Here is a 24,709-nt window from a genome sequence, read left to right as displayed (position 1 = left end):
GGTGATCACATGGCCCAACAAATGGTCGCTAACTTTAACGGGATTCTACTGTCGCGCCGTGATTACCGTGAACGTGACATGCTAATTAAGTTTCTAACCGCCGAATACGGAAAAAAGATGTTTTTTATCCGGGGAGCGCGGCGACGGGGCTTTAAAATGGCGGCGGAATTGTTGCCATTCACCATGGGCACGTACGTTGGTGATCTGCGTGATGAAGGATTATCCTACGTTAATAGTGTGAAAGAAGTTCAGTATTTCGAAAATATCAGTCAAGACATCGCGTTGAACGCCTATGCAACCTACGTGATGAGTTTGATTGACGTGGCTTTTCCAGATAATCAGCCCGTGGGTCGCTGGTACCAACAACTGACGAGTGCGTTGCAATTGATTGATCAAGACGTGGCACCAGCTCTGGTAGCCAATGTGATCGAGATTCAGCTACTAGGCCCGTTTGGGGTGGCACCGGAACTACGCTGGTGTACGGTGTGTGGCCGAACCGATTTGCCGTTTGATTATTCTGAAAGTAACGGTGGTTTGTTGTGTCAGCAGCATTGGCACGTGGATCCGCACCGGTTACATGCTAGTGCGGCCGCTATCTATTACCTGCGCCAGTTTTCGGCGCTTGATCTGTCTAAGGTCCATTCGATTAAGGTTAAACCGAATACGGCGGCTGAGTTACGGCGGATTTTAGATGAAATTTATCAGAGCTCGGTTGGGATTCATCTGAAGTCGAAACGCTTTATTGATCAGATGGGGAGTTGGTATCAACCACTAAAACCCCGTCAGACTGATTGACAAACACCACTTCATCGACTATGATGATGGAGAACTGAATAGTTAAGTGTTGATGAGAGAAAGTCAACGATGAGGATTCTTAGTGAGGTCGTGATGGTGAAAAACGACTAATCCACAACGTTAACTGGCGCTTTCGGAGCTGATAGATCAAGTAATTAAGCTGCTGAGGTTACTCAGAAGTAGGGTGGAACCGCGATATTAAATCGTCCCTATGTCGTTATTAGAATAGCGACAGGGGACTTTTTTGTGCCGTAAAATCCGATTAACGTCGTATTCAACTGATGTATCAGTCGTTCAGTCAACTAATTTTGGGAGGAAACTAATGAGTAAAAAATTATCAGTACAAGAGATTATTTTGACCTTACAGAAGTTTTGGTCAGATCAAGGTTGTATGTTAATGCAGTCTTATGATACAGAAAAAGGGGCTGGGACGATGAGTCCTTATACCTTCTTACGCGCAATCGGACCAGAACCATGGAACGCTGCCTACGTGGAACCTTCACGGCGCCCAGCTGATGGTCGTTATGGTGAAAACCCTAACCGGTTATACCAACATCATCAATTCCAAGTGGTTATGAAACCCTCACCTGAAAACATCCAGGACTTGTATTTACAAAGTTTGGAAAAATTAGGCATCAACCCACTAGAACACGATATTCGTTTCGTTGAAGATAACTGGGAAAACCCATCAATGGGTTGTGCCGGTGTTGGTTGGGAAGTTTGGCTTGATGGGATGGAAATCAGTCAATTTACTTACTTCCAACAAGTTGGTGGCCTAGAAGTTGACCCCGTGACGTCTGAAATCACGTACGGTTTGGAACGCTTATCATCATATATTCAAGACGTTAACTCCGTATTCGACCTCGAATGGGGCGACGGTGTTAAGTATGGCGATATTTTCTCAGAACCAGAATTTGAAAACTCAAAGTATGCCTTTGAAGATAGCAACGAAGACTTACTATTGATGTTATTTGATGAATACGAAAAGGAAGCTAAGCAACAGATCGAGAATGGCTTAGTTCACCCTGCATACGACTATTGTTTGAAATGTAGCCATACCTTTAACTTGATGGATGCTCGCGGGATGGTTTCCGTTACGGAACGGGCCGGTTACTTGGACCGCATCCGTAACATGGCGAAGTCGATTGCCAAGGAATTTGTTGCGCAACGTGAAAAACGTGGCTTCCCATTATTAAAACACGCACAGGAGGAATCCAAATAATGGCTAAAACTTATTTATTAGAAATCGGTTTGGAAGAAATGCCAGCACACGTCGTTACACAAAGTGTGCTGCAACTTAAAGAACGCATGATCAAGTTCTTGAAGGATGCTCGTTTGGACTTTGAAGACGTCAAGACTTTCTCAACGCCTCGACGTTTGACCGTTGAAGTATTGGGCTTAGCTGACAAGCAAGCAGACGTTAAGAAGGAAGTTCGTGGTCCCGCTAAGCAGATTGCTCAGGATGCGGATGGTAACTGGACGAAGGCTGCGATTGGCTTTTCTAAGGGTCAGGGCGCTTCAACTGATGATATCGTCTTTAAAGAAATCAAGGGAACACCTTACGTCTTCGTACAGACCTTTACGGCTGGTAAGACGGCTGCTGAAGTCTTGACGGATGGTATCAAGGACGTCATCACTAAGATGAACTTCCCAACGATGATGAAATGGTCTACTTATAGCTTTAAGTATATTCGGCCAATTCGTTGGATCGTTTCATTATTAGATGAACAGATTGTACCAGTTGAAATCTTAGACGTTACGGCTGGCCGAGTTTCTCGTGGTCACCGTTTCTTGGGTCATGACGTTGAAATTGCTAACGCAACGGATTACGAAGCTGACTTAGATGCTGTCAAAGTGATTGCAGACGCGACTAAGCGTAAAGACATCATTCGTGAACAGATTGCGGCTTTAGCAACTGAACATGACTGGGAAATTAAAGTTAATGAAGGCTTGTTGGAAGAAGTCACGAACTTAGTTGAATATCCAACCGCATTTGCTGGTGACTTTGATACGAAGTACCTGACGATTCCTGACGAAGTGTTGATTACGTCAATGCGTGATCACCAACGTTTCTTCTACGTAACTGATGATGAAGACAACTTGTTGCCACACTTCGTTTCTGTTCGTAATGGGAATGCTGAACACTTAGAGAACGTGGCCTTAGGTAACCAAAAAGTGTTAACTGCCCGTTTGGAAGATGCCGCCTTCTTCTACCATGAAGATCAACAGCATTCAATTCAGGAATACGTTGAACGACTTAAAAAAGTTAGTTTCCACGATAAGATCGGGACGATGTATGAAAAGATGCAACGTGTCATGTATATCAGTGGTTTCTTGGCTGATCGTTTTGGTCTTAGCGAAACTGAAAAGAACCAATTACACCGCGCTTCGCAGATTTACAAATTTGACTTAGTTTCAGGTATGGTTGGTGAATTCCCTGAATTACAAGGGGTAATGGGTGAAAAGTACGCGGTCTTGAAGGGTGAAGATCCAATTGTGGGTCAAGCTATTCGTGAACACTACTTACCAATCAGTGCTGACGGCGATTTACCAAAATCAAAGGTTGGTGCTGTCTTAGCCGTTGCCGATAAGATCGACTCAATTACGAGTTTCTTCGCGGTTGGCTTAACACCTAGTGGGTCTAATGATCCGTTTGCATTACGTCGTCAAGCTTTCGGGATTGTCCGGATTGTTCGTGATCAGAGCTGGGATTTCCCAATTCATGAAATCGAAATGGAAATTCAAAAAGAATTGTCAGCGCACGGTGCAACTTATGATCTTGACTTGGCTAAGCAAGCCACACCAGTTGCAGCCTTCTTAACCGATCGAGTTAAGCAATGGTTCAACAACCGTAAGTTACGTTATGATATCGTTGATACGGTTATCAAGGGGAGTCGTCAAGACATTCGTGAAATGTTCAGAGCTGCTGACGTGCTTAATGCGCATCAGGATGATCCTCATTTCAAGGACACGATCGAAGCCTTTACCCGTTTATTGCGGATTACTGCGAAAGCTGATTTAGCAGCGGGTGACTTAGTAGTCGATCCTAGCTTGTTCGAAAATGATGCAGAACAAAAGCTATATGATGCAGTTAACGAGTTACAGAAGCAGATCACACCAACGATGAGTATGGAAGATCGCTTCAAGGCTTTAGCTGACTTACGACCTTTGATTGTTGATTACTTTGAACAAACGATGGTTATGAGTAAAGACGATCAGGTTCGTGATAATCACTTGAAGCAATTATTGACAATTGCTCAGATGGTGAACGTCATGGGTGACTTGAATCAATTAATCGTTAAATAAGAGAGTGGGCCACCAGGCGGTTAGTTTGTGAGCATTAACGTGGAAGCAGCAATTATTCCGGTTTTGGGAATGGTTGCTGCTTTCGTGCTAAGCGGAACAAACTGCCTGGTGGCGCACGTTTTGACACCAATTAGTTGTAAAAAAATCGGCGTTTCAGGATTGAAATTGATTCTGAAGCGTCGATTTTGTCACAGGTCCCAATTTTTGATTGTTGAAATAATGACGAATTTGACAGAAATGTCTAATAAGTGAAACTTATTATTGCACTGCTGTCAAATTTGTGATATCATATATTTTGTAGAAGTTTGCACGTTAATAGTCGCATCCAGTTTTTGTGGTGCGGCTTTTGATTGTTGCAATCATTTTGGTTAATTTGTCAGACTTTAGTTAGTAGAAATGGGGTGGCAAAGTGGCCAATCGAATTCCTGAAGAGAAAGTCGAAGAAGTTCGTTCGGCGGTTAATATTGCGGATTTCGTTGGACAATACGTTCAGTTGAAAAAGGCTGGTAAAAACTTATTCGGCCTGTGCCCCTTTCACGAGGAGCGGACGCCGTCATTTTCTGTTAATGAACAGAAGCAGATTTTTCACTGTTTTAGTTGCGGTCGGGGTGGGAATGTCTTCAGTTTCGTCATGGAACTGGAAAACCTTTCTTTCCCAGAAGCTATCGTTAAGGTTGCTGATTTTGGTCACATTGACTTGCCGGCGACCTACACGGCTCAGACCCAACCGGCAGCCCCTAAGGATCAACAACAAGCTGATTTACTAAAGTTATACGCAGATAGTGCTAAGATGTATCAACACATTCTAGTTAATACTGAGTTGGGTGAACCAGCACTTAAATATTTACACGACCGTGGTTTAGATGATGAAACGATTGAAACGTTCGGTATCGGTTACGCGCCTGCCAACCAGTTATTGCTGGATTTTTTCAAGGAACATCAGACTGATTACCAATTATTACGGCAATCGGGGTTGTTTATTGAGAATCAGGCGGGGGATTTGCGTGATCGCTTCGTTGACCGGGTCCTTTTTCCAATCAAGGATGCCAGTGGTCGGGTGATTGCTTTTTCTGGGCGAATTTTAACCAAGTCACCAGATGAACCGAAGTATCTGAATAGCCCGGAGACGAAGTTATTCAATAAACGATCTGTTTTATTCAACTTTGATTTGGCGCGTGGTGCGGTTCGTCAAGATAAATCTGTAATCTTGTTTGAAGGATTTATGGATGTCATTGCGGCTTACCGCGCTGGTATCCAAAATGGGGTTGCCTCGATGGGGACTAGTCTGACCGACGAGCAGATTTATATGCTTGAGCGGATCACGGATACGCTGTACGTCTGTTATGACAGTGATATGCCGGGGCAAAAAGCGACTGATCGTGCCCTTAAGCTACTTGATGGTAATAGCCGTCTCAATCTTGGGGTCATTCAGATGCCTGATGGGATGGACCCTGATGAGTATCTGCGGGCAACCGATAAGGAAAAGTTTGTCCAGGTCTTTGAAGATGGTAAGCAAACACCGACTGCCTTTGAGATGCAGTATTTAAAACATGATTTGAACTTGCAGAATACGCAGGATCAGCTGACTTATTTAGAGGCCGTCCTACAACAGTTGTCTAAGTTATCATCGAGTGTTGAACAGGACTTGTATCTGAATCAACTGGTATCCGAATTTAATTTGGATAAGGATGATCTCAAACAACAGTTGCGGTCACTGATTGGCCAGCAAGCGGTGCAACGTAGTCATCGTGGGCCATCACAATCGCAGTCAACTTCATCAATGGTGCCACCACCTGAGCCAATGCCGGATGAACCGCCAATGGCTCAGGGTGAAGGGCCCACGAATAATAATGGGCCACTTAGTCGAGTTGAAAAAGCTGAACGGTTATTACTATACCGACTGTTAAATGATCATGATGTGTGGTTACGAGTGATGGCAATTGCTGGATTTCATTTTGTGCATGATCCGTATCAGCAAGTCTTAGTCTTTGCGGAAGCTTACTTTAAGACGCATAATCAATTTGAACTAGGCAGTTTCACGGACTTTATGACTGATTCAAGTCTGCAACACGTAGTTACTAGTTTGGAATTTATGGATGTGGCGAGTGAGTCTTCTAAAGAAGAGATTGCTGATCTGGTGAACGTCATCATGAATCAGCAGCCATTAGTAGAACAAATTCAGGGTAAGAAAGCCGAGTTAACGGCAGCGAAACAAATCGGTAATCACGATTTGGTCCAGCAGTTAACGTTGGCATTAATTGAGCTATACCGACAACAGCAACAGGTTCAACAGGCTGGGAATTGATGATTATAATGTTATACTAGAAATGGTCTGAACTCTGGGCGCTGGTAGATGCATACTATTAGGAGGACTACTACATGGCAAAATCAAAAGAAACGGCTGAGTACGACAAGGCTGTTAAAGCATTAATTAAAGAATATAAGAAAACTGGTAACATTAAATATGATGAATTATCAGATAAACTTGCTGCACCTTACAAATTAGATGCTAAGGGTATTGATAAGTTATTGCAAAAAGTTGAAGACGCTGGGATTAGCGTTGTTGACGAGAAGGGTGATCCAGATGCCCGGGCAGTCAAGAGTGTTAAGACCGTTTCTAAGAAAGAATTGAGCGATGCCGGTTCATCTACTGGGATTAAGATCAATGATCCCGTCCGGATGTACTTGAAGGAAATTGGTCGGGTTGACTTATTAACGGCTGATGAAGAAGTTGCTTTGGCATTGCGGATTGAACAGGGCGACGATACGGCTAAGCAAGAATTAGCAGAAGCTAACTTGCGGTTAGTTGTTTCCATTGCTAAACGTTACGTTGGTCGGGGGATGCAATTCCTTGATTTGATCCAAGAAGGTAACATGGGTCTGATGAAGGCCGTTGAAAAGTTTGATTACCGTAAAGGGTTCAAATTCTCAACTTACGCAACTTGGTGGATCCGCCAGGCAATTACGCGTGCCATTGCTGACCAAGCACGGACGATTCGGATTCCTGTCCATATGGTTGAAACGATCAACAAATTGATTCGTATTCAACGGCAATTACTTCAAGATCTTGGCCGCGAACCAACTCCTGAAGAAATTGGGGCTGAAATGGACATGCCAACGGAAAAGGTTCGTGAGATCTTGAAGATCGCGCAAGAACCCGTTTCATTGGAAACCCCAATTGGTGAAGAGGACGATTCACACTTAGGTGACTTCATTGAAGATCAAGACGCAACGTCACCAGCTGACGCAGCGGCTTACGAGCTTTTGAAGGAACAATTGGAAGGCGTACTTGATACGTTGACTGATCGTGAAGAAAACGTCTTACGTTTACGTTTTGGTTTGGATGATGGTCGGACACGGACCCTTGAAGAAGTTGGTAAGGTCTTTGGTGTTACGCGTGAACGGATTCGTCAGATTGAAGCTAAGGCATTGCGGAAGTTACGCCACCCTTCACGTAGCAAACAATTAAAAGATTTCTTGGAATAGTAATTTGAAAACGCCCGTTAACCAGCCTAGTTGGTTACGGGCGTTTTTTGCATCGTGTAAAGTTGTACGTTGATAGGAGGCTATCATGAAGGTCATTATTATTGGGAATGCTGGAACGGGAAAATCAACGTTGGCGCGTCAATTGGCAGCTCAAACGGGTTGGCCATTGTTAGCATTGGATCGGCTTTGGCATGCGATGGACTATAGTCATGCGGCTGAGTTGAAGTTATTGCAAGCACAGCGTCAATTTATGAACGCACAGTCTGATTGGATTATTGATGGTAATTATAGTCGAACATTGGCGCCTCGGCTAAGAGAGGCTGACCTGGTTATTTGGTGTCAGACATCGCGGCTACTAGCAAGTATTAGGGTGATTAGACGTTCGTTACGTTTCAGAATTCACCCAGAGACACGTCCGGATATGCCGCCGATGTTTAGAGAACACTTTAATTGGGACTATTGGATTTTCTTAAAGCTTATTTGGCAGTATCCGCAACGAGTTAGTCAATCAGTCGTGCCATTATTACGTCAGATGCGATCAGACCAGCAATTAGTTGTTGTGCACAGTCAAAGTGAAAAACGGCAGTTGTTACACAGAATTGTGAGGATGTCCTGAAGCGGATAGGCTCGATTGATACTGCAAGCTTGACTGCTTTTTTCTCAGCTGCTGGGACTGTTAAAGGATACTAGGTTTTGCTTATTTAGAGGTAGTTAATTTTACTCTGAGCCATTTGTACCAGTCACGAACTAAGGGGCTAGTTGCTAAAATAATGGGACTGAGAGGTCCCCAGATTAGAGCGCCTATACAAGCAATTACTGCGACGACGATGGTTCCTCTAATAATTCGAATCTCCTTAATGGCTGTACGCAAATTGGCTGCAGTCCATTTAGAATCCTTAACTAAGGTAGCGTAAGTTTCTTTGAATAACCACCATAGGTAAATATTAAAGATCAGGTAGACCAATGCATAGACTAAGTTATCCAGCCGCGACAGCGGATTTTCAGCGATTAATTGAGTCAATAACGGCATTAATGAAATAAAGAATAAGAAGTAGAAATTTAAGAGCAGATGAGTACCAGTGATTTTACGAACACTACTAAATAATTTTTGATGGAAGAACTAGTAAGTAGAGACAAGCGAGAAACTTGCAATATAGATGAGAATTAAGTAACCAAAGGTGCGCCAACTAGTGGAATAGAGACTTAAATCTCCCGTTGGTGGTTTAATTTCCAAGACTAGGACAGTTAAAATAACGGCAAAAACGCCGTCACTGAAGTTCATGGAACGTTCACGTGAATTGTGAAACATGTTGTCACCCACTTTTTAAGTCATTAATTCTAGTTTGTGAGCGGGGCTAAAATTAGCTTACAAAGAGGAACCAATCAATTGTACTGTAGCACGGTTATCGGTAGAAATTAAATGTTTATGCCATGAATGCCAAGCTAACTAATTGATCAGGTAGCTTGGTATCCATGAATTTTGATATCATTATTTTAATGATGAGGGCTAATTGGATTGTTAAATTTACTTCGATTGCTCACACAAAAAAATTAGTGAAAGCCCTGATTTTAGACACTTTAAGTAACGTTTCTATTTAGCGCATGTTAGCATGCGTAGGTAGAAAGGTAGGGATTTTAAATGACTGAAAAAATTGAAGCAGCGGTCGCAATGTTACGTGTGATTGAATCGTGGGGCGTTGATCATATCTATGGCTATGCCGGTGGTTCTATCAATTCGACGATGCACGCATTGGATACGGAACAGCAACGGATCAAGTTCATTCAAGTTCGTCATGAGCAAGTTGGCGCGCTAGCCGCGTCGGCGGATGCAAAAGTGAGCCATAAGATTGGGGTCGCCTTTGGATCAGCTGGCCCTGGTGCGATTAACTTGTTGAACGGCCTTTATGATGCCAAGGAAGATCATGTTCCCGTTTTAGCATTAGTGGGTCAGGTTGGTCATGAAAATATGAACTATGACTTCTTCCAAGAATTCCCAGAGGAACCAATGTTTGCGGATGTTGCGGTCTACAACCGTACCGTTATGACGCCTGCAAGTCTGCCATACGTGGTCGACAAAGCAATTCGGAATGCGTATAAGGAACGTGGTGTGGCAGTCGTGACGATTCCTAATGATTTCGGTTATCAACAGATTGATGCGGGCCCATATGATTCTGCGAGTGTGTCAGTAAGTCAACCGGTAGCACCAGCTATTGAGCAGTCGCAGGTACAAACCGTACTGGACCTCATCAAAGAAGCTAAATATCCTGTTTTCCACATTGGTCAAGGAATCCGCGGTGCTTCGAAAGCCATGATGGAGCTGGCTGATAAGTTGCAAGTACCCATTATTATTACGGGCTTAGCCAAGGGCGTTATCCCAGATGACTTTGCTGGCAATATGGGAACGGCTTACCGGGCTGCGTCGAAAGCCGCCGATGAACTGATGGCAGTTACTGATTTAGTGGTTTCAATCGGTGCGGACTTCTCCTTTGCGCAGGCTGTGTATACGAGTCATCCATTTAAATACGTTCAGATTGAGTCTGATCCGGTCAAATTTGGTCGGCACCATCACTTAGACTACGGGATTAACGGCGATGCGAAGGACTTTATTAATCAGGCCTTGGCATTAGCGACTCCCGTCAATAAATCACCTTATTATCAGGCCGCAAAAGATGATATGCAGAATTGGCAGGCTTACTTGACGAAGATGCAAAATAAACAGACTAATCCGATTACGGGTGAAGCTGTCTATAAAGAAATTAATCGCGTCGCCACAGATGACGCCATCTTTTCAATGGATGTTGGTGATAATACCATTAATAGTTTCCGGTACTTGAAGATGAACCCTAAGCAAAAATTATTAACTTCTGCACTCTTTGCAACGATGGGTTGTGGGATTCCAGGTGCGATTGCAGCCAAGTTAGATGCACCAGCGCGCCAAGTTTTTAATATCGCGGGTGACGGTGCGATCTCAATGGTCATTCAGGATCTGTTGACTGAAGTGAAGTATCAGTTGCCAATCTTCAACATTGTGACGTCCAATCAAGTTTTAAGCTTTATTAAGTCTGAGCAGGAGGACGTTCCTCAGAAGATCTTTGGGTTGGACCTTCTGGATGCGGATTACGCTAAGATTGCGGAAGCAATGGGCATGAAAGGCATTCAGGTGACTAGCTTTGATCAACTATACGATGCGTTTGAAGCTGGGCTGGCTGTGACCAAGGCTGGACAACCAGTATTATTAGACATTAAGATCAAAGACTTCCGGGGCTTGCCAGTTGAAAAGTTGGACGTTGATCCAGCTAAGACGTCGGCAGCAGCGGTTGAGCAATTTAAGACTAAGTACGATGCGGCTGAACTGAAGCCGTTAGCTGACTACTTTGAAAAATACGGTGTTCAGAAGTAATTAAAAAATTGCGTCTGATTGATGAATGGACGGTCATCATCTCGTTTGGGATGGTGACCGTCCATTTTTTTGAAAGGCTGGGAAAGGGCCTGCCTTTTTAGAAAATAATTAGTGTGAAGACTGGTAACGCTAAGTCAGTAGCCTTTGCGGATGATGGCTAGTAATCATTAGTCAGTATAAAAAATAAGGGTTGTTAAGTTAAAAGTCGTATGATAGTGTACTAGTTGTAGTAATACACACAGGACACAAAACTCGAGGTGATCAAATCATGTTTGCAACGAATGGCGCACCGTACTATGAACAACTGGTGATGCAGATTAAACAGCAGATCGTACAGGGGAGTTTACAGCCGGGGGATAAATTACCGTCGATTCGTGCAATGGCTGCCGAGTTACATTTGAATCCGAATACGGTTAGTAAGACGTATCAGCTTTTGGAGAGTCAGCGAGCAGTTTATACCGTGAAAGGCAAGGGGACTTTTGTGAGTGAATCAACGACTACGACAGTTAATCAGGGGGAAATCGATACTGTTCATGAACGTTTGCAAAATTTATTAACGGAGGCACAGTTTTTAGGCGTGACCGAACAGCAATTACAGGAGTGGGTTACAGCAGCTTATCACAACGGGGGAAAATAACATGGGGATTAAAGTGAGTGGGTTAAGTAAAAGCATTAATCAGCAGTTAATTATCGAAAATGTGACGTTTGATTGGCAACCGGGACGAATTATTGGGCTTGTCGGTCGTAACGGCGCGGGGAAAACGACCCTTTTTCGAACAATGGCTGCACACTACTTAGCAGATCATGGGACATTAGTGATTGACGGGGCAGACGTTGCACAGAAACCAGCAGTGCGGCGGCGCTTGTTTTACATTGATACACAAAATAATTTTTTTAATTACCAAACATTAAGCCATCTGATCAAAACTTACGCACTCAGCTATGACCATTTTGATAGTCAACGCATGTTGCGATTGCTGGCCGAAGAACAATTAGCTGTTACCAGCCATTATCAGCAATTATCCAAGGGTCAGCGGATGTTGTTCCAAATTTTATTGGCTTTAGCGAGTCAGACACCATACATTATTTTGGACGAACCCTTTGATGGGTTGGATGTCTTGGTGCGTGAGCGGATCGTGACCCGGATTGTTGATGAGATGACGAGTAGGCAGGCCAGTTTCTTAATTTCGTCGCATAAATTGGATGAGCTGGACGGTCTGTGTGATCAGATCCTCTTTTTGAAGAATCATCAGTTGATCGCTAACTATGATTTGGAACAGCTGCGAGTGACAGCCCGTAAATTCCAGCTGGTTTTCCCACAAAAAGCAGTACCAGCGATTGTTAAGGAAAATGGGCAACTCATTAAGGTCTATGGTCGCGTACTGGAAGTTTATTTTGCTGACTACACGCCAACGATTGAAACAGCGTTGCAGGCAGCTGAACCAGTTATGATGGCTGATCAGCCAATTACAGTGACGGATGTCTTCCGAGTTAAGTTGGGTGACTACCAAGCCGTGATGGTAGGTGAGTAAATGACAAATAAGACATTGGCTCGACTATGGTGGCGCCAGAATTGGACGTGGATGCAACTGCTTATGGCGGGGATTCTGCTGGTCGGGATGGGGACAGCAGTGAGTTCAACTCGCGGTTGGCAAGCCGGACGTGCCGACTTGGATATTGGTTATCGATTGAACGCTGCCGATTATCGTCGTCACCCAGAAACCTATAGAATTCATGGGAAGCCAGCGGCCAGTGAGCGAGCTTACTATGATCATATTGAACAGTTCTTTGAAGAGAATGAATTTAAAAACACTGATGGTCACATTCCTGTTACGGGATTTGAACCGAATCATTACTACTACGTACTTGCACTTTTAGCGGGATTGGTGATTGCCTTTTGGGAGCGACGAACTCATCGGCTCGCATTTTTATTGAGCCTAGGTGTGACACGTTGGCAGGTTTGGTGTGCTCAGTTGAGTCTACTGGGCGCTATCATGGGGACAGCAGCGTTAAGCCAATTGCTACATTACTTATGGATTGTGGCTGTGATTCCCCAAAAATATCAACTCTATTTGTCAGTTGGACCGTTGATGGGTAGCAATATTGCTATCATACTGACTAGTGGTTGTGTGGCAGCGCTAGGATGGCTGATTGGTAATGTAACTGATCATTTCTGGTTAGCAGGCTTAGTTGGTTTCCTAACGTGGCGCTGGGGTTTTGGAATGTTAACGCGCACTAACTTCTGGTTACAACCGTTTGGAGTTAAGAAGACAAGTGATGTGTGGCTATATGAGCATTGCGGTGTGGCAAGTGGTCTAGCTGCCATCGGTTTAGTGGTATTACTTGCATTAACTTGGCTAACCTTGATAAAATGGTCGGCTGAGGTAACGCCGCAAGGATTATTATCAGTAGTAGTTTTTGGTATTTTAGCAAGTATTGGGATTGGTACCGTAGTTGGGGATATGATGATTGCACCGTTCTGGCAGTCCGCTATTCCCTGGTATGAATACAGCGGTATGCTACTGACATTACTATGTTTTGCTGGGTACTGGTTGTTTCGGTGCCAGCAAATAAGGGGGCAAGTGCTATGCAACGATTGATGCGACTAGTGTGGCGGCAGCAGGCGCCAATATTAATTGGCATTGTTTTAGTCTTCAGTTTGATTGGGGTGCTTGCGGGAAGCCGAATTAGTCACAACTGGCACAAAGCAGATGACAACCGTACGATGGTTACGGAACGTGTCACTTATAATCGACAAAAACAATATTACGTTGATGAGGGTAATCAGCGTGTGAGTTCTAAACAAGCCTATTTACAGGATCGCTTACAGGTTTATCGGACAAATAATAAAGGATTATCGTATAATGCGCACGGTGACTATGACGAGGAAAATAACTTTTACTTGCTGGTACTTAGCTTATTGATTGGAATTATTATGATTAGTTATCCACGTTACCGACATCTCAACGAATGGCTTCAGAGTATGGGGCATCAGCGGCAAACGATTTTCCAAGCGACGTGGCTACTATATGGTGGCGCACTTCTGCTAGCGGGTATACTCACAATGGGACTAACGCTAGGAACACTCTGGCTGACGATTCCAGTGCAATATTTTAGTCATTTCAGCATGATGGCATGGTTACTCAAACTGGTGACGGATCTGCTATCGATGTTACTATGTATGACGTTTGCAGCGGTAATCATGCTGATTACGACTAATGCTGTTGTTGTATTCCTACTGGTTAACGCCTGTATCAATGATGCACAAAATGAGCCGACTACTTTGCCTTTGGTTCGTCATTTGTCCCAAGTGTATAAATATGTGACTAGCCATGGTCAATGGGAACTCAGCTTGCTGGTAGTACTAACAGTGAGTTGCACCGTATTAGGTTACTTTTTAAGCAAGCGGCAGACGGGTGAGCGAACCGGTCAACCAATTATTATTTCGAGTTGGCGATTACCGATGTTGGTAGTGATTAGTTTGGCGGTGACCCTGCTGATGGGCAATGTCGGTGTCAACCTATTAGCAACGGATGCACTGGTATTAGGATACGGTCTAATTTGGATATTAGCGCTGATTGGCTTGGCTATATGGATCTATCGGCCTAAGTGGAGTGAACGTCTTTGGTCATTAACGCGACAGTTGCGTTAGCTTAGAATGTTGAGTATCTAATTTTTAAATAATAAACGGCACGCCAAGCTCATCGTGAGCAGTTGTATCAAACGCGGCAAGCTAAGCGGTTGGCGAAACATCGCGGACATTAAATCATTATTTGACCGACCTAGATATTTCTGGGTCGGTTTTTTTATAAGTGTTTTGAGCTAGTAACAGCGTGGATGAAAATAAATCTGGATTTAGATTCTGATGAGATTTTTATAAGTTGCTAGCAATTGAATGGCTCACAATGTAAGATGAAAATGAAATGACTTTAATGACACTATGGGGGATGACGATGAACTTTGTATTTGATATTGACGGCACCATCAGTTTTAATGGTCAGACGATTGCGCCAGAGATTAGTGCAGCGATTGTGACGTTACAACGGGCGGGGAATCGTGTGATTTTTGCTTCTGCACGACCAATTCGCGATTTGTTACCGATTATTCCAGCGTTTAAAGATTGTACTTTGATTGGTGCGAATGGTGCACTGATCGCTAATAAACAACAAGTGAAGTCTGTTAGGCCAATTACTGATCATGATAGTGCGGTGGTTAAACAGCTCATCGAATCGGAAGCTTTAAGTTACGTGATTGATGGTCAGTGGGATTATGCGGCTGCTGTGCCAGCGAATCATCAGATTTTGAAACAATTAGACCCGGGAAAGTTAGCCAACCGTGTGCTGATGACAACATTAACTAATATTATTAAAATTATTTTATTAGATTTATCATCAGAGCAGATTGTCCGGTTAAGTGACCATCTCAAACGAAATACCGAATTGGCTGTTATTCAACATACAACTGAAGGAAATCTGGATCTGACTGCTAAGGGAGTTAATAAATGGACGACGCTTCAATACTTGGGTGTTGATCATTACGTCGCTTTTGGTAATGATCAGAATGACCTTGAGATGTTAGCCAATGCAGATACAAGTGTTTGGGTGACTAGTAAGCCGATACTCAATGAGTTAGGGAGACAGATGGATCAGCAGTGTATGCCAAAAACGGTTGCGGATAGGATTCGAAGTTTTATTTAAAACAGTGCTGAGGAGTTAGTTGTTGTCTGCTATGTTGAAGTCAGAATAGTTCATGAAGGTTAGTCACTTTCATGGGCTATTTTTTTAGGGTTCATCAACGAATTATGGTGTTCGATTAAAGTAATAAGCTTACTATTTGGAAATCATTTTATTAATAAAATTTACAAATTATGCTTGGTCGATAAGCCTGTTTTTGTTGTGAGGATAAATAAATATTAGCGTAATTGAAATTAGAGTGCTAGCATTTAAATTGTGCAAAACTTAAATTCAATTGACTAGAAAGGGAGTATTGTAATGACTGATAAACTAACAACGGCAGCGGGTCAACCGTGGGCCAATAATGAAAATTCACAGACGGCGGGCGCTCGTGGCCCGGTATTGATGCAAGATTATGATTTACTGGAAAAACTAGCACATTTTGACCGTGAACGAATTCCAGAACGGGTCGTTCACGCTAAGGGTGCCGGTGCAAAGGGTTATTTTGAATTACAAAATGATATGAGTGCCTATACCAAGGCTGATTTGTTCAATGGTGTTGGTAAAACCACGCCTGTGATTTTACGATTTTCACAAGTAGCTGGGGAGAAAGGCTATCCAGACACGGTTCGTGACGTTCGCGGTTTTGCCATGAAATTCTACACGCAGGCGGGTAATTACGATATTGTCGGCAATAATACCCCGGTCTTCTTTGTAAAGGACCCATTAAAATTCCCAGACTTTATTCATTCACAAAAACGCGATCCTAAGACTAACCGACGGACGCAAAATATGCAGTGGGATTTCTGGGCACATTCACCAGAATCACTGCATCAAGTGACTTATCTGATGGGTGATCGGGGTCTGCCAGCTTCTTACCGGACGATGAACGGTTATGGTTCGCATACGTTTAAATGGGTCAACGAGCAAGGCGAGCAGTTCTGGGTTAAATATCATTTCATTGCTGACCAAGGGGTTAAGAATATGACCGCCCAAGCTGCTGATAAAGCAACGATTCAGAACGTCGACTATTTGCAAGATGATCTCTATGATGCCATCGAGAAGGGCAATAATCCGTCATGGACACTGTACGTGCAGATTATTCCTTATGAGGCCGGGTTATCTTATAAGTGGGATATTTTTGATGTCACGAAAGTTATCTCACACAAGGATTATCCGTTGATCAAAGTCGGAAAAATGACGTTGAATGAGAATCCAACCAATAATTTCACGGATGTTGAAGAAGTTGCGATGTCGCCAGCTAACTTAGTACCCGGCATTGAGGCATCGCCAGATAAATTATTACAGGGTCGTCTATTTTCGTACAAGGATACTCAGCGGTATCGCTTAGGTGCTAACTTTGAAGACTTACCCGTTAACCGGCCAGTTGCTCCGGTGCATAATTATGAGCGTGATGGGTACATGAAGGCTAGCCAAACTGCGGATGTTAATTATGAGCCTAATTCACTTGATGGTCCCAAAGAAGTGCCTGATGCTGCCATTAAATCCGTAGCGGTTCACGGTAAAGCGCAAGCGCAACCATATACGTATCAAGTCGATAACACGACCCAAGCAGGTGATCTCTATCGCCTGATGTCCAAACCCGAACAGGATCGGCTGATCGAAACGATTAAGGGAGCCTTGGGACAAGTCACCTTACCTGGGGTTAAAGAACTTGAAATTTGTCAATTTTATGCGGCGGATGAAGATTACGGGACAAGAGTCGCACAGGCCTTGAATTTGGATATTACTAAAATTATTAATGAATAGTATTTAATCAGTGACAAGCAAAAGACCAAACTAAAATCAGCTGCGATTTTAGTTCGGTCTTTTAATTTGAGCTATTGCTAGTTAAACAAACGGCTTAGTTTATTGATTCAGATCAGTCATTAGTTGGTTAATCAAAAGAGTCAGTTGGTCCCACTGCTGATCAGTCAAACTGGCTTTGTTGGTTAATAAATCTGGCATGTTCTTCAGTGCAATCCGTTCTTGTTCACCGTGTTCCGTCAACGCAATGAGGATACTGCGCTCATCGTTAGGGTTACGCTGACGTCGTACTAAATCGGCTTTTTCCATCCGTTTTAGCAGGGGTGTTGTTGTACCTGTCCCAAGATTTAGCTGTGCGCCTAATTCCTTGACGGTACTATCACCTTGCGTGTATAAAATCACTAGCACTAGATATTGCGGGTAGGTTAACCCATGTGCGGCTAACTGCGGCTGGTAGATACGTTGAATGGCGTGGGACGTATTGTAGACTGAAAAACAAAAGTGATCTTCTAGGGGACGTAGTGGCTCTTTTTCCATTGTGATCGAATCCTTTCAAAATAAAGTGTTGACAATTAGATCGTGCACGTCCTATAATGAATTTACCAAATAAGTCGTGCACGTCTTACTTGCCATCATTATAACATATGAAACGGAGTGCTTATTATGTCAAAGAAGATTGTTTTGGAATCAGCTGCTCAGGATTTTAGCCTTGCTAATGCGCCACATCCACGGATCTATGAATTACAACCACAAGATGGCCGCGATTTACTAGAAAAAGTTCAAACGTCACCAGTTAAGAAAGCTAACGTTGATATTAAGGATACGCTGATGGAAACGAGTAAATGGGGTGCCATCAACGTCCGCATTATTCGTCCAGCAGGTAACCATGCACAGTTGCCAGTGATTTTCTATATTCATGGTGCTGGTTGGGTATTTGGTAGTGCTCAGACACATGATAAGTTAGTTCGGGAACTAGCAGTACGAACCAATTCAGTAGTGATCTTCCCCGAATACAGTTTGTCACCAGAAGCACAGTATCCAACGGCAATCGAACAGAATTACGCGGTCTTACAGCAGTTACCAAGTATCGCGCAAAGCGAAAACTTGGATGTGACCCGCTTAACAGTGGCTGGCGATTCAGTCGGTGGGAACATGGCAACCGTTATGACGTTGATGACTAAGCAACGTCATGGGATTGAAATTAAACAACAATTACTCTACTATCCGGTTACGGATGCTAACTTTGAAACAGCGTCATATAATCAATTTGCTGAAGACTACTATTTGACTAAGGAAGGGATGCAATGGTTCTGGGATCAATATACAACTGATCCTGCCGAACGTGCAGAAATTACGGCCTCACCATTGCGCGCAAGTCTAGAAGACTTAAAGGGTTTACCAGCTGCCATGATTTTGAACGGTGAAGCGGATGTCTTACGTGACGAAGGTGAAGCTTATGCCAACAAGTTACGCGAAGCTGGTGTTGAAGTGACACAAGTCCAATTCCAAGGCATGATCCATGATTTTGTGATGGTCAATGCTTTAGATGAAACGCATGCAACCCGCGCCGCTATGACTTTATCCACTAGCTGGATTATGGAACGTAATCATCAATAATTATTAGTACCTCACTAGACGCACTTCTCGAACTTCATCGGGAGGTGCGTTTTTTATGCTGATTAGACTGCGACTACATTATATATAGTAGAAAAATTCGTCTTAGCTGAGTAGTCCTACTTAAATTTAATTGAAAAGATCATCAAAAAAGCTTGCCTTGAAGTTACTTCAAGGTTTTAAAATAGGTTTTGTAGAGATCAAGCAACGCAGATGATCCTTGGAAGTGTGATTAATGGCTAACTCGGATTACTGGGTTAAACTAGTGTTAGGTCCAATTGGATTCATCAATTAGCCAGCACTTAAATCTGGAGGAATTCAACTTATGACTAAAATTCTAATTATTGGTGCTACTGGAACGGTTGGTAGTGCCACTCGTCAATATTTATTGGCAAACTCAAATGATGATTTAACGTTGATGGCACGCAGTACTAATCGGCTCGGTAGTGTTGATAAAAACCGTGAACGCGTTGTGATTGGTAGTGTAACGGACACTGCAGTTTTGAAGGAAGCATTGGCCGGTCAGGACGTTGTTTTCGCTGCCTTAAGCGGGGATTTACCTCAAATGGCTGAAGCCTTGGTTGCGGCCATGGGGACGACTACGGTCAAGCGACTATTATTCATCACTTCGATGGGAATCTACAATGAAATTCCAGCTTCGATTGGTGACAGGGGCAATTTGAAATACAATTCCATGCTCAGTGCTTACCGCAAGGCTGCGGATGTCGTTGAAGGTTCAGACCTGAACTATACGGTCATTCGTCCGGGCTGGTTTGATAATGGTGGCGACCTCGATTACGAGATTACTAAGAAGGGCGAACCTTTTGGTGGTCATGATGTTGCTGTTACCAGTATTGCGGACTTAGTCATGCGTTTAGCCCATGATCCTGAGATGGGTTCACGTGATAGTTTGGGAATCAATCGTAAGTAGGTTAAATTAGACTAAGGGATGATTTTGAGTGACAAAAGCAGTATTAATTGTTTATTATTCATGGTCACAAACGACCAAACGTTTGGCACAGGCACTGGCTGCCGAATTGACCGCTAAACGGGTGCCAGCGGACATAGTTGAGTTGACCGTCGCTGCGGACACTTTTTCGACTGATATGTATGCGACTTCGGATACGGCTAAACAGCAAATGGCTAGTGGTCAGTTACCGAAACTGACGAACGCTTTGCCAACGTTGACTGACTACCAGAAGGTTCTTGTTGGTGGGCCGGTCTGGGGTGGACAAGTTGCGACGCCTGTTCGGACGTTTTTGAGGGACTTGCATGATTTTCAAGGGTCCATCGCCCCGTTCTTTACAGATATGGGCACGGCTGGTGATTATGAAGTGGATTTTAAAAACTTGGTTCCAGAGGTTAGCGTTGAATCTGGCCTAGAAGCAACTAGACAGTTATTATCTCAAACGCAAAAATTGCAGACTAGTATTGAAGCTTGGTATGCTGAAATAGGTCTGAGTTAACCTGGATCTATGTACTATTCAGGTTAGTTAATTATGATGATTAAAGAATAGCAATATTAATTTCAGGAGGAATTTAATTATGAAAACAGCAGTCTTTGTTGAACCTGGTAAAGTAGAAGCACGTGAGGTGCCAAAAGCGCAGATTACAAAACCAACGGATGCCGTCATCAAGATTGTCCGGGCTTGTGTTTGCGGTTCAGATCTCTGGTGGTATCGTGGGATTTCTAAACGTCAGCCTTCTGCCGTGGGACATGAAGCAATCGGGGTCGTTGAATCAGTTGGTGATCAAGTAACTAACGTTAAACCAGGTGACTTTGTCGTTGCTCCCTTTACACATGGTTGTGGCCATTGTGCGGCTTGTTTAGCTGGCTTTGACGGTAACTGTATCAATGCCCACGACGATGAAGTCGTTGGTTACCAAGGTGAATATTTACGTTTCACTAACGCTGACTGGGCCTTAGTTAAGATCCCCGGAAAACCAGCGGACTACACCGATGATCAGCTCAATGATCTATTGACCTTATCTGACGTGATGGCAACCGGTTACCATGCAGCTGCTACGGCAGAAGTTAAACCCGGAGATACGGTAGTTGTCATGGGTGACGGCGCCGTTGGACTCTGTGGGGTAATCGCGGCTAAATTACGTGGTGCTAAACGGATTATTGCGATGAGTCGTCACGAAGATCGCCAACGGATGGCGAAAGCTTTTGGTGCAACTGATATTGTGGCTGAACGTGGTGACGCGGCAGTTGACGGTGTAATGGCATTGACGGACGGTGCTGGTGCCGATGCCGTGTTGGATTGTGTTGGGACTGAGCAGTCCGTTGATACGGCGATTAAAGTTGGCCGTCCCGGTGCTATTGTCGGTCGAGTCGGTGTTCCTCAAAAAGCTGAGATGAACACCAATAACTTATTCTGGCGTAATATTGGTTTACGCGGCGGGATCGCTTCGGTTACGACGTATGACCGTGAAATCTTGTTGGATGCTGTTTTGAAGGGTGAGATTCCCCCGGGAAAAGTCTTTACCCAACGATTTGACTTAGATCACGTTCAACAGGCGTATGAAGCAATGGACCAACGTGAAGCGATTAAGTCATTATTGGTTATTAGCGAATAAATAAAATTAACTATAGAACATAGTATGTAAAAGGTAGTCAATGTTAGTAAGCTAACGTTGACTACCTTTTTTTAAAACATGACATTTGTCATATCGAAGTCATGACAAAAGGGACTACTGAGTACGCCAATAGCTTGTTAAACTAGGTTTATCAAGTAAAGGGGACGTGATTAGAATGACAGCATTGATAGTAGCACACCACGTTGCGTTTAAGTATGGGGAACAGCCTGTTTTAACGAATATCAATATGACAGTGAAACGACTCGTAATTACTTGTCAGCAATCTTCAGTAAGCTGGGGGTTCACAATCGCCTAGAAGCGATTAAAGTAGCTAAGAATAACCAGTGGCTGTGAAACTGTTTTAGTGCTCAATTATATAGTGAAAGCCTGACGCCATCAGTTTAAAACACTGATATAACTATGATAAATACAGTTTAATTAATATATTAATATCACGCTTGCTGATTCGTTTGAATCACACAAATCAGACTTATGTACAAATAAGCTAAAGCACGTTATAATAGATGAATAGTGGTAATGGTTGAACGGAGAAACTAAATAGCAATAAGTCTGAAGGAGTGGAAGTGGCACGTATGAAAGTGATCATTGTTGGTAGTACGCACGCTGGCACAGCGGCGGCTCGTCAGATTTTAACTCGGCATCCAGAAACGGAAGTCACCATTTATGAGCGTAATAATAATATTTCATTCGTTTCAAGTGGTATTTATCTCTATCTGACTGGGGTTATCAAACATTTAGAAGAGATGTTTTACGCTGCACCAGCTGACTTGGTAAAGTTGGGGGCTCAGTTGAAGACTCAGCATAATGTCCTACGAATTGATAGTGAGCAACAGACGATGCAAGTCGTTGATATGCAGACTGGTCGGGTTTTTATTGATCGGTATGATAAATTAATCATGGCAACTGGTTCTTCAGTGGTTGTACCGCCGATAATGGGGATTGACCATGCCAAGGTGTTGCTATGTAAGAATTATGAGCAGGCGAAGCAACTGTACCGTTCACTTGGGGAAAAACAACACGTCGCTGTGATTGGCGCTGGTTATATGGGGACTGAATTTGCGGAAAGTTACGCTAGTATGGAGCAGCCCGTGACGTTATTTCAGTCGCATGACCAGATTCTCAATAATTATATCAGTACTGAAATGTCGACCAAGGCGGTGGGCCTGCTACGTGAGCATCACGTTGATGTGCACTTAAATGAACGAGTCACTGGTTTTACGAGCAGTGATGATGGCCGATTACAAATTGAAACTGTTCAAGATGATTACGTCGTTGATTTGGCAATCGTCTGTACTGGTTTCGTACCGAATACGGAATTATTGCGCGGTCAGGTTGAGATGGATCGACACGGTGCATTGATTATTAATGATTATGTTCAAACTTCAAACCCACAGATCTATGCGGCTGGCGATGCTTGTGTGGTTAACTTCAATCCAACGGGGCAACCGGCATACACACCGTTAGCAACTAACGCATTGCGGCAAGGGGCGTTAGCTGGGATTAATGTTTTTGGTAATATCCAACCATACATGGGAACGCAAGCGACTTCAGCGATGAAGTTGTTCGATTATACATTGGCGACTACCGGACTGACTTACGATGCAGCGATGAAGGATAAGTTGCCAATTCGCCGGGCCATTTACGTTGGTGATTGGCGACCGTCATACATGCCAACTACGGCCAAGGTGACGATTGAATTAGTTTATCGTTACGATAACCGGCAGATTCTAGGTGCTCAGTTCTGGAGTGAACACGATATTGCTCAGGCGGCTAACACGATTTCAGTGATGATTCAAAATGGTAATACGATCGACGATTTAGCTTATGTTGATATGTTTTTCTAGCCTAATTTTAATGAACCATTTAATTATTTGAACTTGGCCGGTCAGCAAGCTGTCGAACAAGAATACCAATTAGGTAACCAAACACCACGAGTGACGGCTACTGGAAATTGGCAATCAACGGTCCATTCTGTTAAGGATTAGATCATAGACAGGCGTTCAGAACAGAAAAGTTCTGGACGTTTTTTGATGTTTTTGATTTTTTTTCAAACAAATCACTTGCCTTCTAGTAACACTAACCCAGTACAATAAAGATAATTAAATTAATGGGGATGTTGAGTAAATGAAAAAATGGGTACGGGGTAGTCTACTTTTAGGGGTATTAGTATTATTAGGATTAAGTATCAGTGGTTGCACACGACTACAGTCACACCAACGGTACGTGCAATCAACCACACCGACGTTGTTCTTTCACGGTGGTGGTAGTAGTTATCACGCTGAAACACATATGGTGACTGCTGCTGAAAAAGCTGGTGTGACAACGTCGGTTATACGTGCGATGGTTAGTAAAAATGGTCATGTCAAATTGGTCGGAACGTTTAAAAAGGGTGCTATTAACCCAATTGTAGAAGTTAACTATGCGAATAATCGTGAATTAGATTTTGCCAAGCATGGTGAGTGGGCTAAAAATGTGGTGGTTGCTTTACAGCAGCGTTATGATATTAAATCGTTTAATATGGTAGGCCATTCTCTGGGTAATATTTCACTGATCTACTATTCATTACAGAACAGCCAGAATAAGCAATTACCGAAATTACGTAAACAGGTCGATATTGCGGGGCATTTTGCCGGTTTAGATTTTAAAGGTGTTCCAGCTAGTATTCAACAACCAGCTGGGTTAAAGTTAAATGCTGCGGGTAAGCCCAACAAGATGAACGCAACTTATCGACAGATGACCCAGTTGCGGCAGTTATTACCTGATCAGCAGGTCCGCGTACTAAACCTATACGGCAATATTGGTGGTCACACTGACGGGACCGTTCCGAATGTTTCATCACTTGCGTTGAAGTACTTAGTTGCGGGCCGTGCTCGTAGCTATACTGAAAAACAGTTTACGGGCCACAATGCTCGTCACAGTAAATTGCACAGCAACCCTCAGGTGGATCGTACTTTGATCAAGTTCTTATGGGGAAAGTAATCTTATATAATGTCCATTTAAAAAAATAAAAATAAAAATAAAAAATCCGTAAGTGATGAAGTGCCCCATAATTGTTAGACAAGTA

Annotated in this window: 20 protein-coding genes and 2 pseudogenes; 20 read left to right on the top strand and 2 right to left on the bottom strand. The window is 43.3% G+C overall.

Going from position 1 to position 24,709, the window contains the following annotated elements:
- Window positions 1-21 precede the first annotated feature (21 nt).
- The 6 genes from recO (at window position 22) to ACG95_RS06840 (ending at window position 8,203) form a co-directional block, all read left to right on the top strand.
- Window positions 22-795, top strand: coding sequence for a DNA repair protein RecO (gene recO / locus ACG95_RS06865; protein ID WP_152668307.1), 774 nt, complete (start codon window positions 22-24; stop codon window positions 793-795).
- Window positions 796-1,117: 322 nt separating this feature from the next.
- Window positions 1,118-2,017 carry a glycine--tRNA ligase subunit alpha gene (gene glyQ / locus ACG95_RS06860; RefSeq protein ID WP_047999818.1) on the top strand — a complete coding sequence of 300 codons (900 nt, stop codon included), beginning with the start codon at window positions 1,118-1,120 and terminating at the stop codon, window positions 2,015-2,017.
- On the top strand, window positions 2,017-4,101 hold the full coding sequence (gene glyS / locus ACG95_RS06855; protein WP_047999817.1) for a glycine--tRNA ligase subunit beta: 2,085 nt from the start codon (window positions 2,017-2,019) through the stop codon (window positions 4,099-4,101). The genes glyQ and glyS overlap by 1 nt, the downstream gene beginning before the upstream one ends.
- A gap of 409 nt (window positions 4,102-4,510) precedes the next feature.
- Window positions 4,511-6,406, top strand: a complete 1,896-nt coding sequence (gene dnaG / locus ACG95_RS06850) for a DNA primase (RefSeq protein ID WP_047999816.1) — start codon at window positions 4,511-4,513, stop codon at window positions 6,404-6,406.
- Between the two features lie 74 nt (window positions 6,407-6,480).
- Window positions 6,481-7,587, top strand: coding sequence for an RNA polymerase sigma factor RpoD (gene rpoD, locus ACG95_RS06845; RefSeq protein ID WP_047999815.1), 1,107 nt, complete (start codon window positions 6,481-6,483; stop codon window positions 7,585-7,587).
- Between the two features lie 85 nt (window positions 7,588-7,672).
- Window positions 7,673-8,203, top strand: coding sequence for an AAA family ATPase (locus tag ACG95_RS06840; protein ID WP_047999814.1), 531 nt, complete (start codon window positions 7,673-7,675; stop codon window positions 8,201-8,203).
- 504 nt (window positions 8,204-8,707) lie between these two features.
- On the opposite strand, the gene ACG95_RS06835 is transcribed toward ACG95_RS06840, so the two are convergent.
- Window positions 8,708-8,896, bottom strand: coding sequence for a TMEM175 family protein (locus ACG95_RS06835; protein ID WP_047999813.1), 189 nt, complete (start codon window positions 8,894-8,896; stop codon window positions 8,708-8,710).
- Window positions 8,897-9,226: 330 nt separating this feature from the next.
- Here ACG95_RS06835 and spxB point away from each other — a divergent pair, with 330 nt between their 5' ends.
- From spxB to ACG95_RS06800, 7 genes are all read left to right on the top strand, one after another.
- Window positions 9,227-10,987 (top strand): pyruvate oxidase, encoded by a 1,761-nt coding sequence (gene spxB, locus ACG95_RS06830; RefSeq protein ID WP_047999812.1) that lies wholly within the window; start codon window positions 9,227-9,229, stop codon window positions 10,985-10,987.
- A gap of 268 nt (window positions 10,988-11,255) precedes the next feature.
- Complete coding sequence (locus ACG95_RS06825; RefSeq protein ID WP_047999811.1) at window positions 11,256-11,624, top strand: GntR family transcriptional regulator; 369 nt, start codon at window positions 11,256-11,258, stop codon at window positions 11,622-11,624.
- A gap of 1 nt (window position 11,625) precedes the next feature.
- The gene (locus ACG95_RS06820) at window positions 11,626-12,519 is read left to right on the top strand and encodes an ATP-binding cassette domain-containing protein (RefSeq protein ID WP_047999810.1); all 894 of its coding nucleotides are present in this window, start codon (window positions 11,626-11,628) and stop codon (window positions 12,517-12,519) included.
- Entirely contained in the window at window positions 12,520-13,587 is a 1,068-nt protein-coding gene (locus ACG95_RS06815; RefSeq protein WP_053072719.1) for a hypothetical protein, read from the top strand.
- Window positions 13,575-14,639, top strand: a complete 1,065-nt coding sequence (locus ACG95_RS06810) for a hypothetical protein (RefSeq protein ID WP_047999809.1) — start codon at window positions 13,575-13,577, stop codon at window positions 14,637-14,639. The genes ACG95_RS06815 and ACG95_RS06810 overlap by 13 nt, the downstream gene beginning before the upstream one ends.
- Before the next feature lie 271 nt (window positions 14,640-14,910).
- Complete coding sequence (locus ACG95_RS06805) at window positions 14,911-15,684, top strand: HAD-IIB family hydrolase (protein ID WP_237756471.1); 774 nt, start codon at window positions 14,911-14,913, stop codon at window positions 15,682-15,684.
- Between the two features lie 294 nt (window positions 15,685-15,978).
- Window positions 15,979-17,430 carry a catalase gene (locus tag ACG95_RS06800; protein WP_047999807.1) on the top strand — a complete coding sequence of 484 codons (1,452 nt, stop codon included), beginning with the start codon at window positions 15,979-15,981 and terminating at the stop codon, window positions 17,428-17,430.
- A gap of 99 nt (window positions 17,431-17,529) precedes the next feature.
- Here ACG95_RS06800 and ACG95_RS06795 read toward each other — a convergent pair whose 3' ends face one another.
- Window positions 17,530-17,964, bottom strand: a complete 435-nt coding sequence (locus ACG95_RS06795; RefSeq protein ID WP_047999806.1) for a MarR family winged helix-turn-helix transcriptional regulator — start codon at window positions 17,962-17,964, stop codon at window positions 17,530-17,532.
- Window positions 17,965-18,090: 126 nt separating this feature from the next.
- Between ACG95_RS06795 and ACG95_RS06790 the strand changes: the two genes are divergently transcribed.
- The 7 genes and pseudogenes from ACG95_RS06790 (at window position 18,091) to ACG95_RS06765 (ending at window position 24,624) form a co-directional block, all read left to right on the top strand.
- Entirely contained in the window at window positions 18,091-19,044 is a 954-nt protein-coding gene (locus ACG95_RS06790; RefSeq protein ID WP_047999805.1) for an alpha/beta hydrolase, read from the top strand.
- A 322-nt stretch (window positions 19,045-19,366) separates the two neighbouring features.
- Window positions 19,367-19,972, top strand: coding sequence for an NAD(P)H-binding protein (locus ACG95_RS06785; RefSeq protein ID WP_047999804.1), 606 nt, complete (start codon window positions 19,367-19,369; stop codon window positions 19,970-19,972).
- A gap of 28 nt (window positions 19,973-20,000) precedes the next feature.
- Window positions 20,001-20,507 (top strand): flavodoxin family protein, encoded by a 507-nt coding sequence (locus ACG95_RS06780; RefSeq protein WP_053072717.1) that lies wholly within the window; start codon window positions 20,001-20,003, stop codon window positions 20,505-20,507.
- A gap of 79 nt (window positions 20,508-20,586) precedes the next feature.
- Entirely contained in the window at window positions 20,587-21,624 is a 1,038-nt protein-coding gene (locus tag ACG95_RS06775) for a zinc-dependent alcohol dehydrogenase family protein (RefSeq protein ID WP_047999803.1), read from the top strand.
- Window positions 21,625-21,882: 258 nt separating this feature from the next.
- A pseudogene (locus ACG95_RS14755) lies at window positions 21,883-21,978 on the top strand (DNA-binding response regulator); the annotation flags it as partial.
- Between the two features lie 239 nt (window positions 21,979-22,217).
- Window positions 22,218-23,630: pseudogene (locus ACG95_RS06770) on the top strand (FAD-dependent oxidoreductase).
- A 139-nt stretch (window positions 23,631-23,769) separates the two neighbouring features.
- Window positions 23,770-24,624, top strand: a complete 855-nt coding sequence (locus tag ACG95_RS06765) for an alpha/beta hydrolase (RefSeq protein ID WP_047999802.1) — start codon at window positions 23,770-23,772, stop codon at window positions 24,622-24,624.
- Window positions 24,625-24,709: the final 85 nt, after the last annotated feature.

Source organism: Lactiplantibacillus herbarum (assembly GCF_001039045.1).
Taxonomy (GTDB): Bacteria; Bacillota; Bacilli; order Lactobacillales; family Lactobacillaceae; genus Lactiplantibacillus; species Lactiplantibacillus herbarum.
This window is presented reverse-complemented; position numbering and strand designations above follow the sequence as displayed.

What these genes read in the sequence shown, in the direction of transcription:
- recO (WP_152668307.1), top strand. Translation starts at nt 22, where the DNA reads ATGGTCGCTAACTTTAACGGGATTCTACTGTCGCGCCGTGATTACCGT.
- glyQ (WP_047999818.1), top strand. Translation starts at nt 1,118, where the DNA reads ATGAGTAAAAAATTATCAGTACAAGAGATTATTTTGACCTTACAGAAG.
- glyS (WP_047999817.1), top strand. Translation starts at nt 2,017, where the DNA reads ATGGCTAAAACTTATTTATTAGAAATCGGTTTGGAAGAAATGCCAGCA.
- rpoD (WP_047999815.1), top strand. Translation starts at nt 6,481, where the DNA reads ATGGCAAAATCAAAAGAAACGGCTGAGTACGACAAGGCTGTTAAAGCA.
- ACG95_RS06840 (WP_047999814.1), top strand. Translation starts at nt 7,673, where the DNA reads ATGAAGGTCATTATTATTGGGAATGCTGGAACGGGAAAATCAACGTTG.
- ACG95_RS06835 (WP_047999813.1), bottom strand. Translation starts at nt 8,896, where the DNA reads ATGTTTCACAATTCACGTGAACGTTCCATGAACTTCAGTGACGGCGTT.
- spxB (WP_047999812.1), top strand. Translation starts at nt 9,227, where the DNA reads ATGACTGAAAAAATTGAAGCAGCGGTCGCAATGTTACGTGTGATTGAA.
- ACG95_RS06825 (WP_047999811.1), top strand. Translation starts at nt 11,256, where the DNA reads ATGTTTGCAACGAATGGCGCACCGTACTATGAACAACTGGTGATGCAG.
- ACG95_RS06820 (WP_047999810.1), top strand. Translation starts at nt 11,626, where the DNA reads ATGGGGATTAAAGTGAGTGGGTTAAGTAAAAGCATTAATCAGCAGTTA.
- ACG95_RS06815 (WP_053072719.1), top strand. Translation starts at nt 12,520, where the DNA reads ATGACAAATAAGACATTGGCTCGACTATGGTGGCGCCAGAATTGGACG.
- ACG95_RS06810 (WP_047999809.1), top strand. Translation starts at nt 13,575, where the DNA reads ATGCAACGATTGATGCGACTAGTGTGGCGGCAGCAGGCGCCAATATTA.
- ACG95_RS06805 (WP_237756471.1), top strand. Translation starts at nt 14,911, where the DNA reads ATGACTTTAATGACACTATGGGGGATGACGATGAACTTTGTATTTGAT.
- ACG95_RS06800 (WP_047999807.1), top strand. Translation starts at nt 15,979, where the DNA reads ATGACTGATAAACTAACAACGGCAGCGGGTCAACCGTGGGCCAATAAT.
- ACG95_RS06795 (WP_047999806.1), bottom strand. Translation starts at nt 17,964, where the DNA reads ATGGAAAAAGAGCCACTACGTCCCCTAGAAGATCACTTTTGTTTTTCA.
- ACG95_RS06790 (WP_047999805.1), top strand. Translation starts at nt 18,091, where the DNA reads ATGTCAAAGAAGATTGTTTTGGAATCAGCTGCTCAGGATTTTAGCCTT.
- ACG95_RS06785 (WP_047999804.1), top strand. Translation starts at nt 19,367, where the DNA reads ATGACTAAAATTCTAATTATTGGTGCTACTGGAACGGTTGGTAGTGCC.
- ACG95_RS06775 (WP_047999803.1), top strand. Translation starts at nt 20,587, where the DNA reads ATGAAAACAGCAGTCTTTGTTGAACCTGGTAAAGTAGAAGCACGTGAG.
- ACG95_RS06765 (WP_047999802.1), top strand. Translation starts at nt 23,770, where the DNA reads ATGAAAAAATGGGTACGGGGTAGTCTACTTTTAGGGGTATTAGTATTA.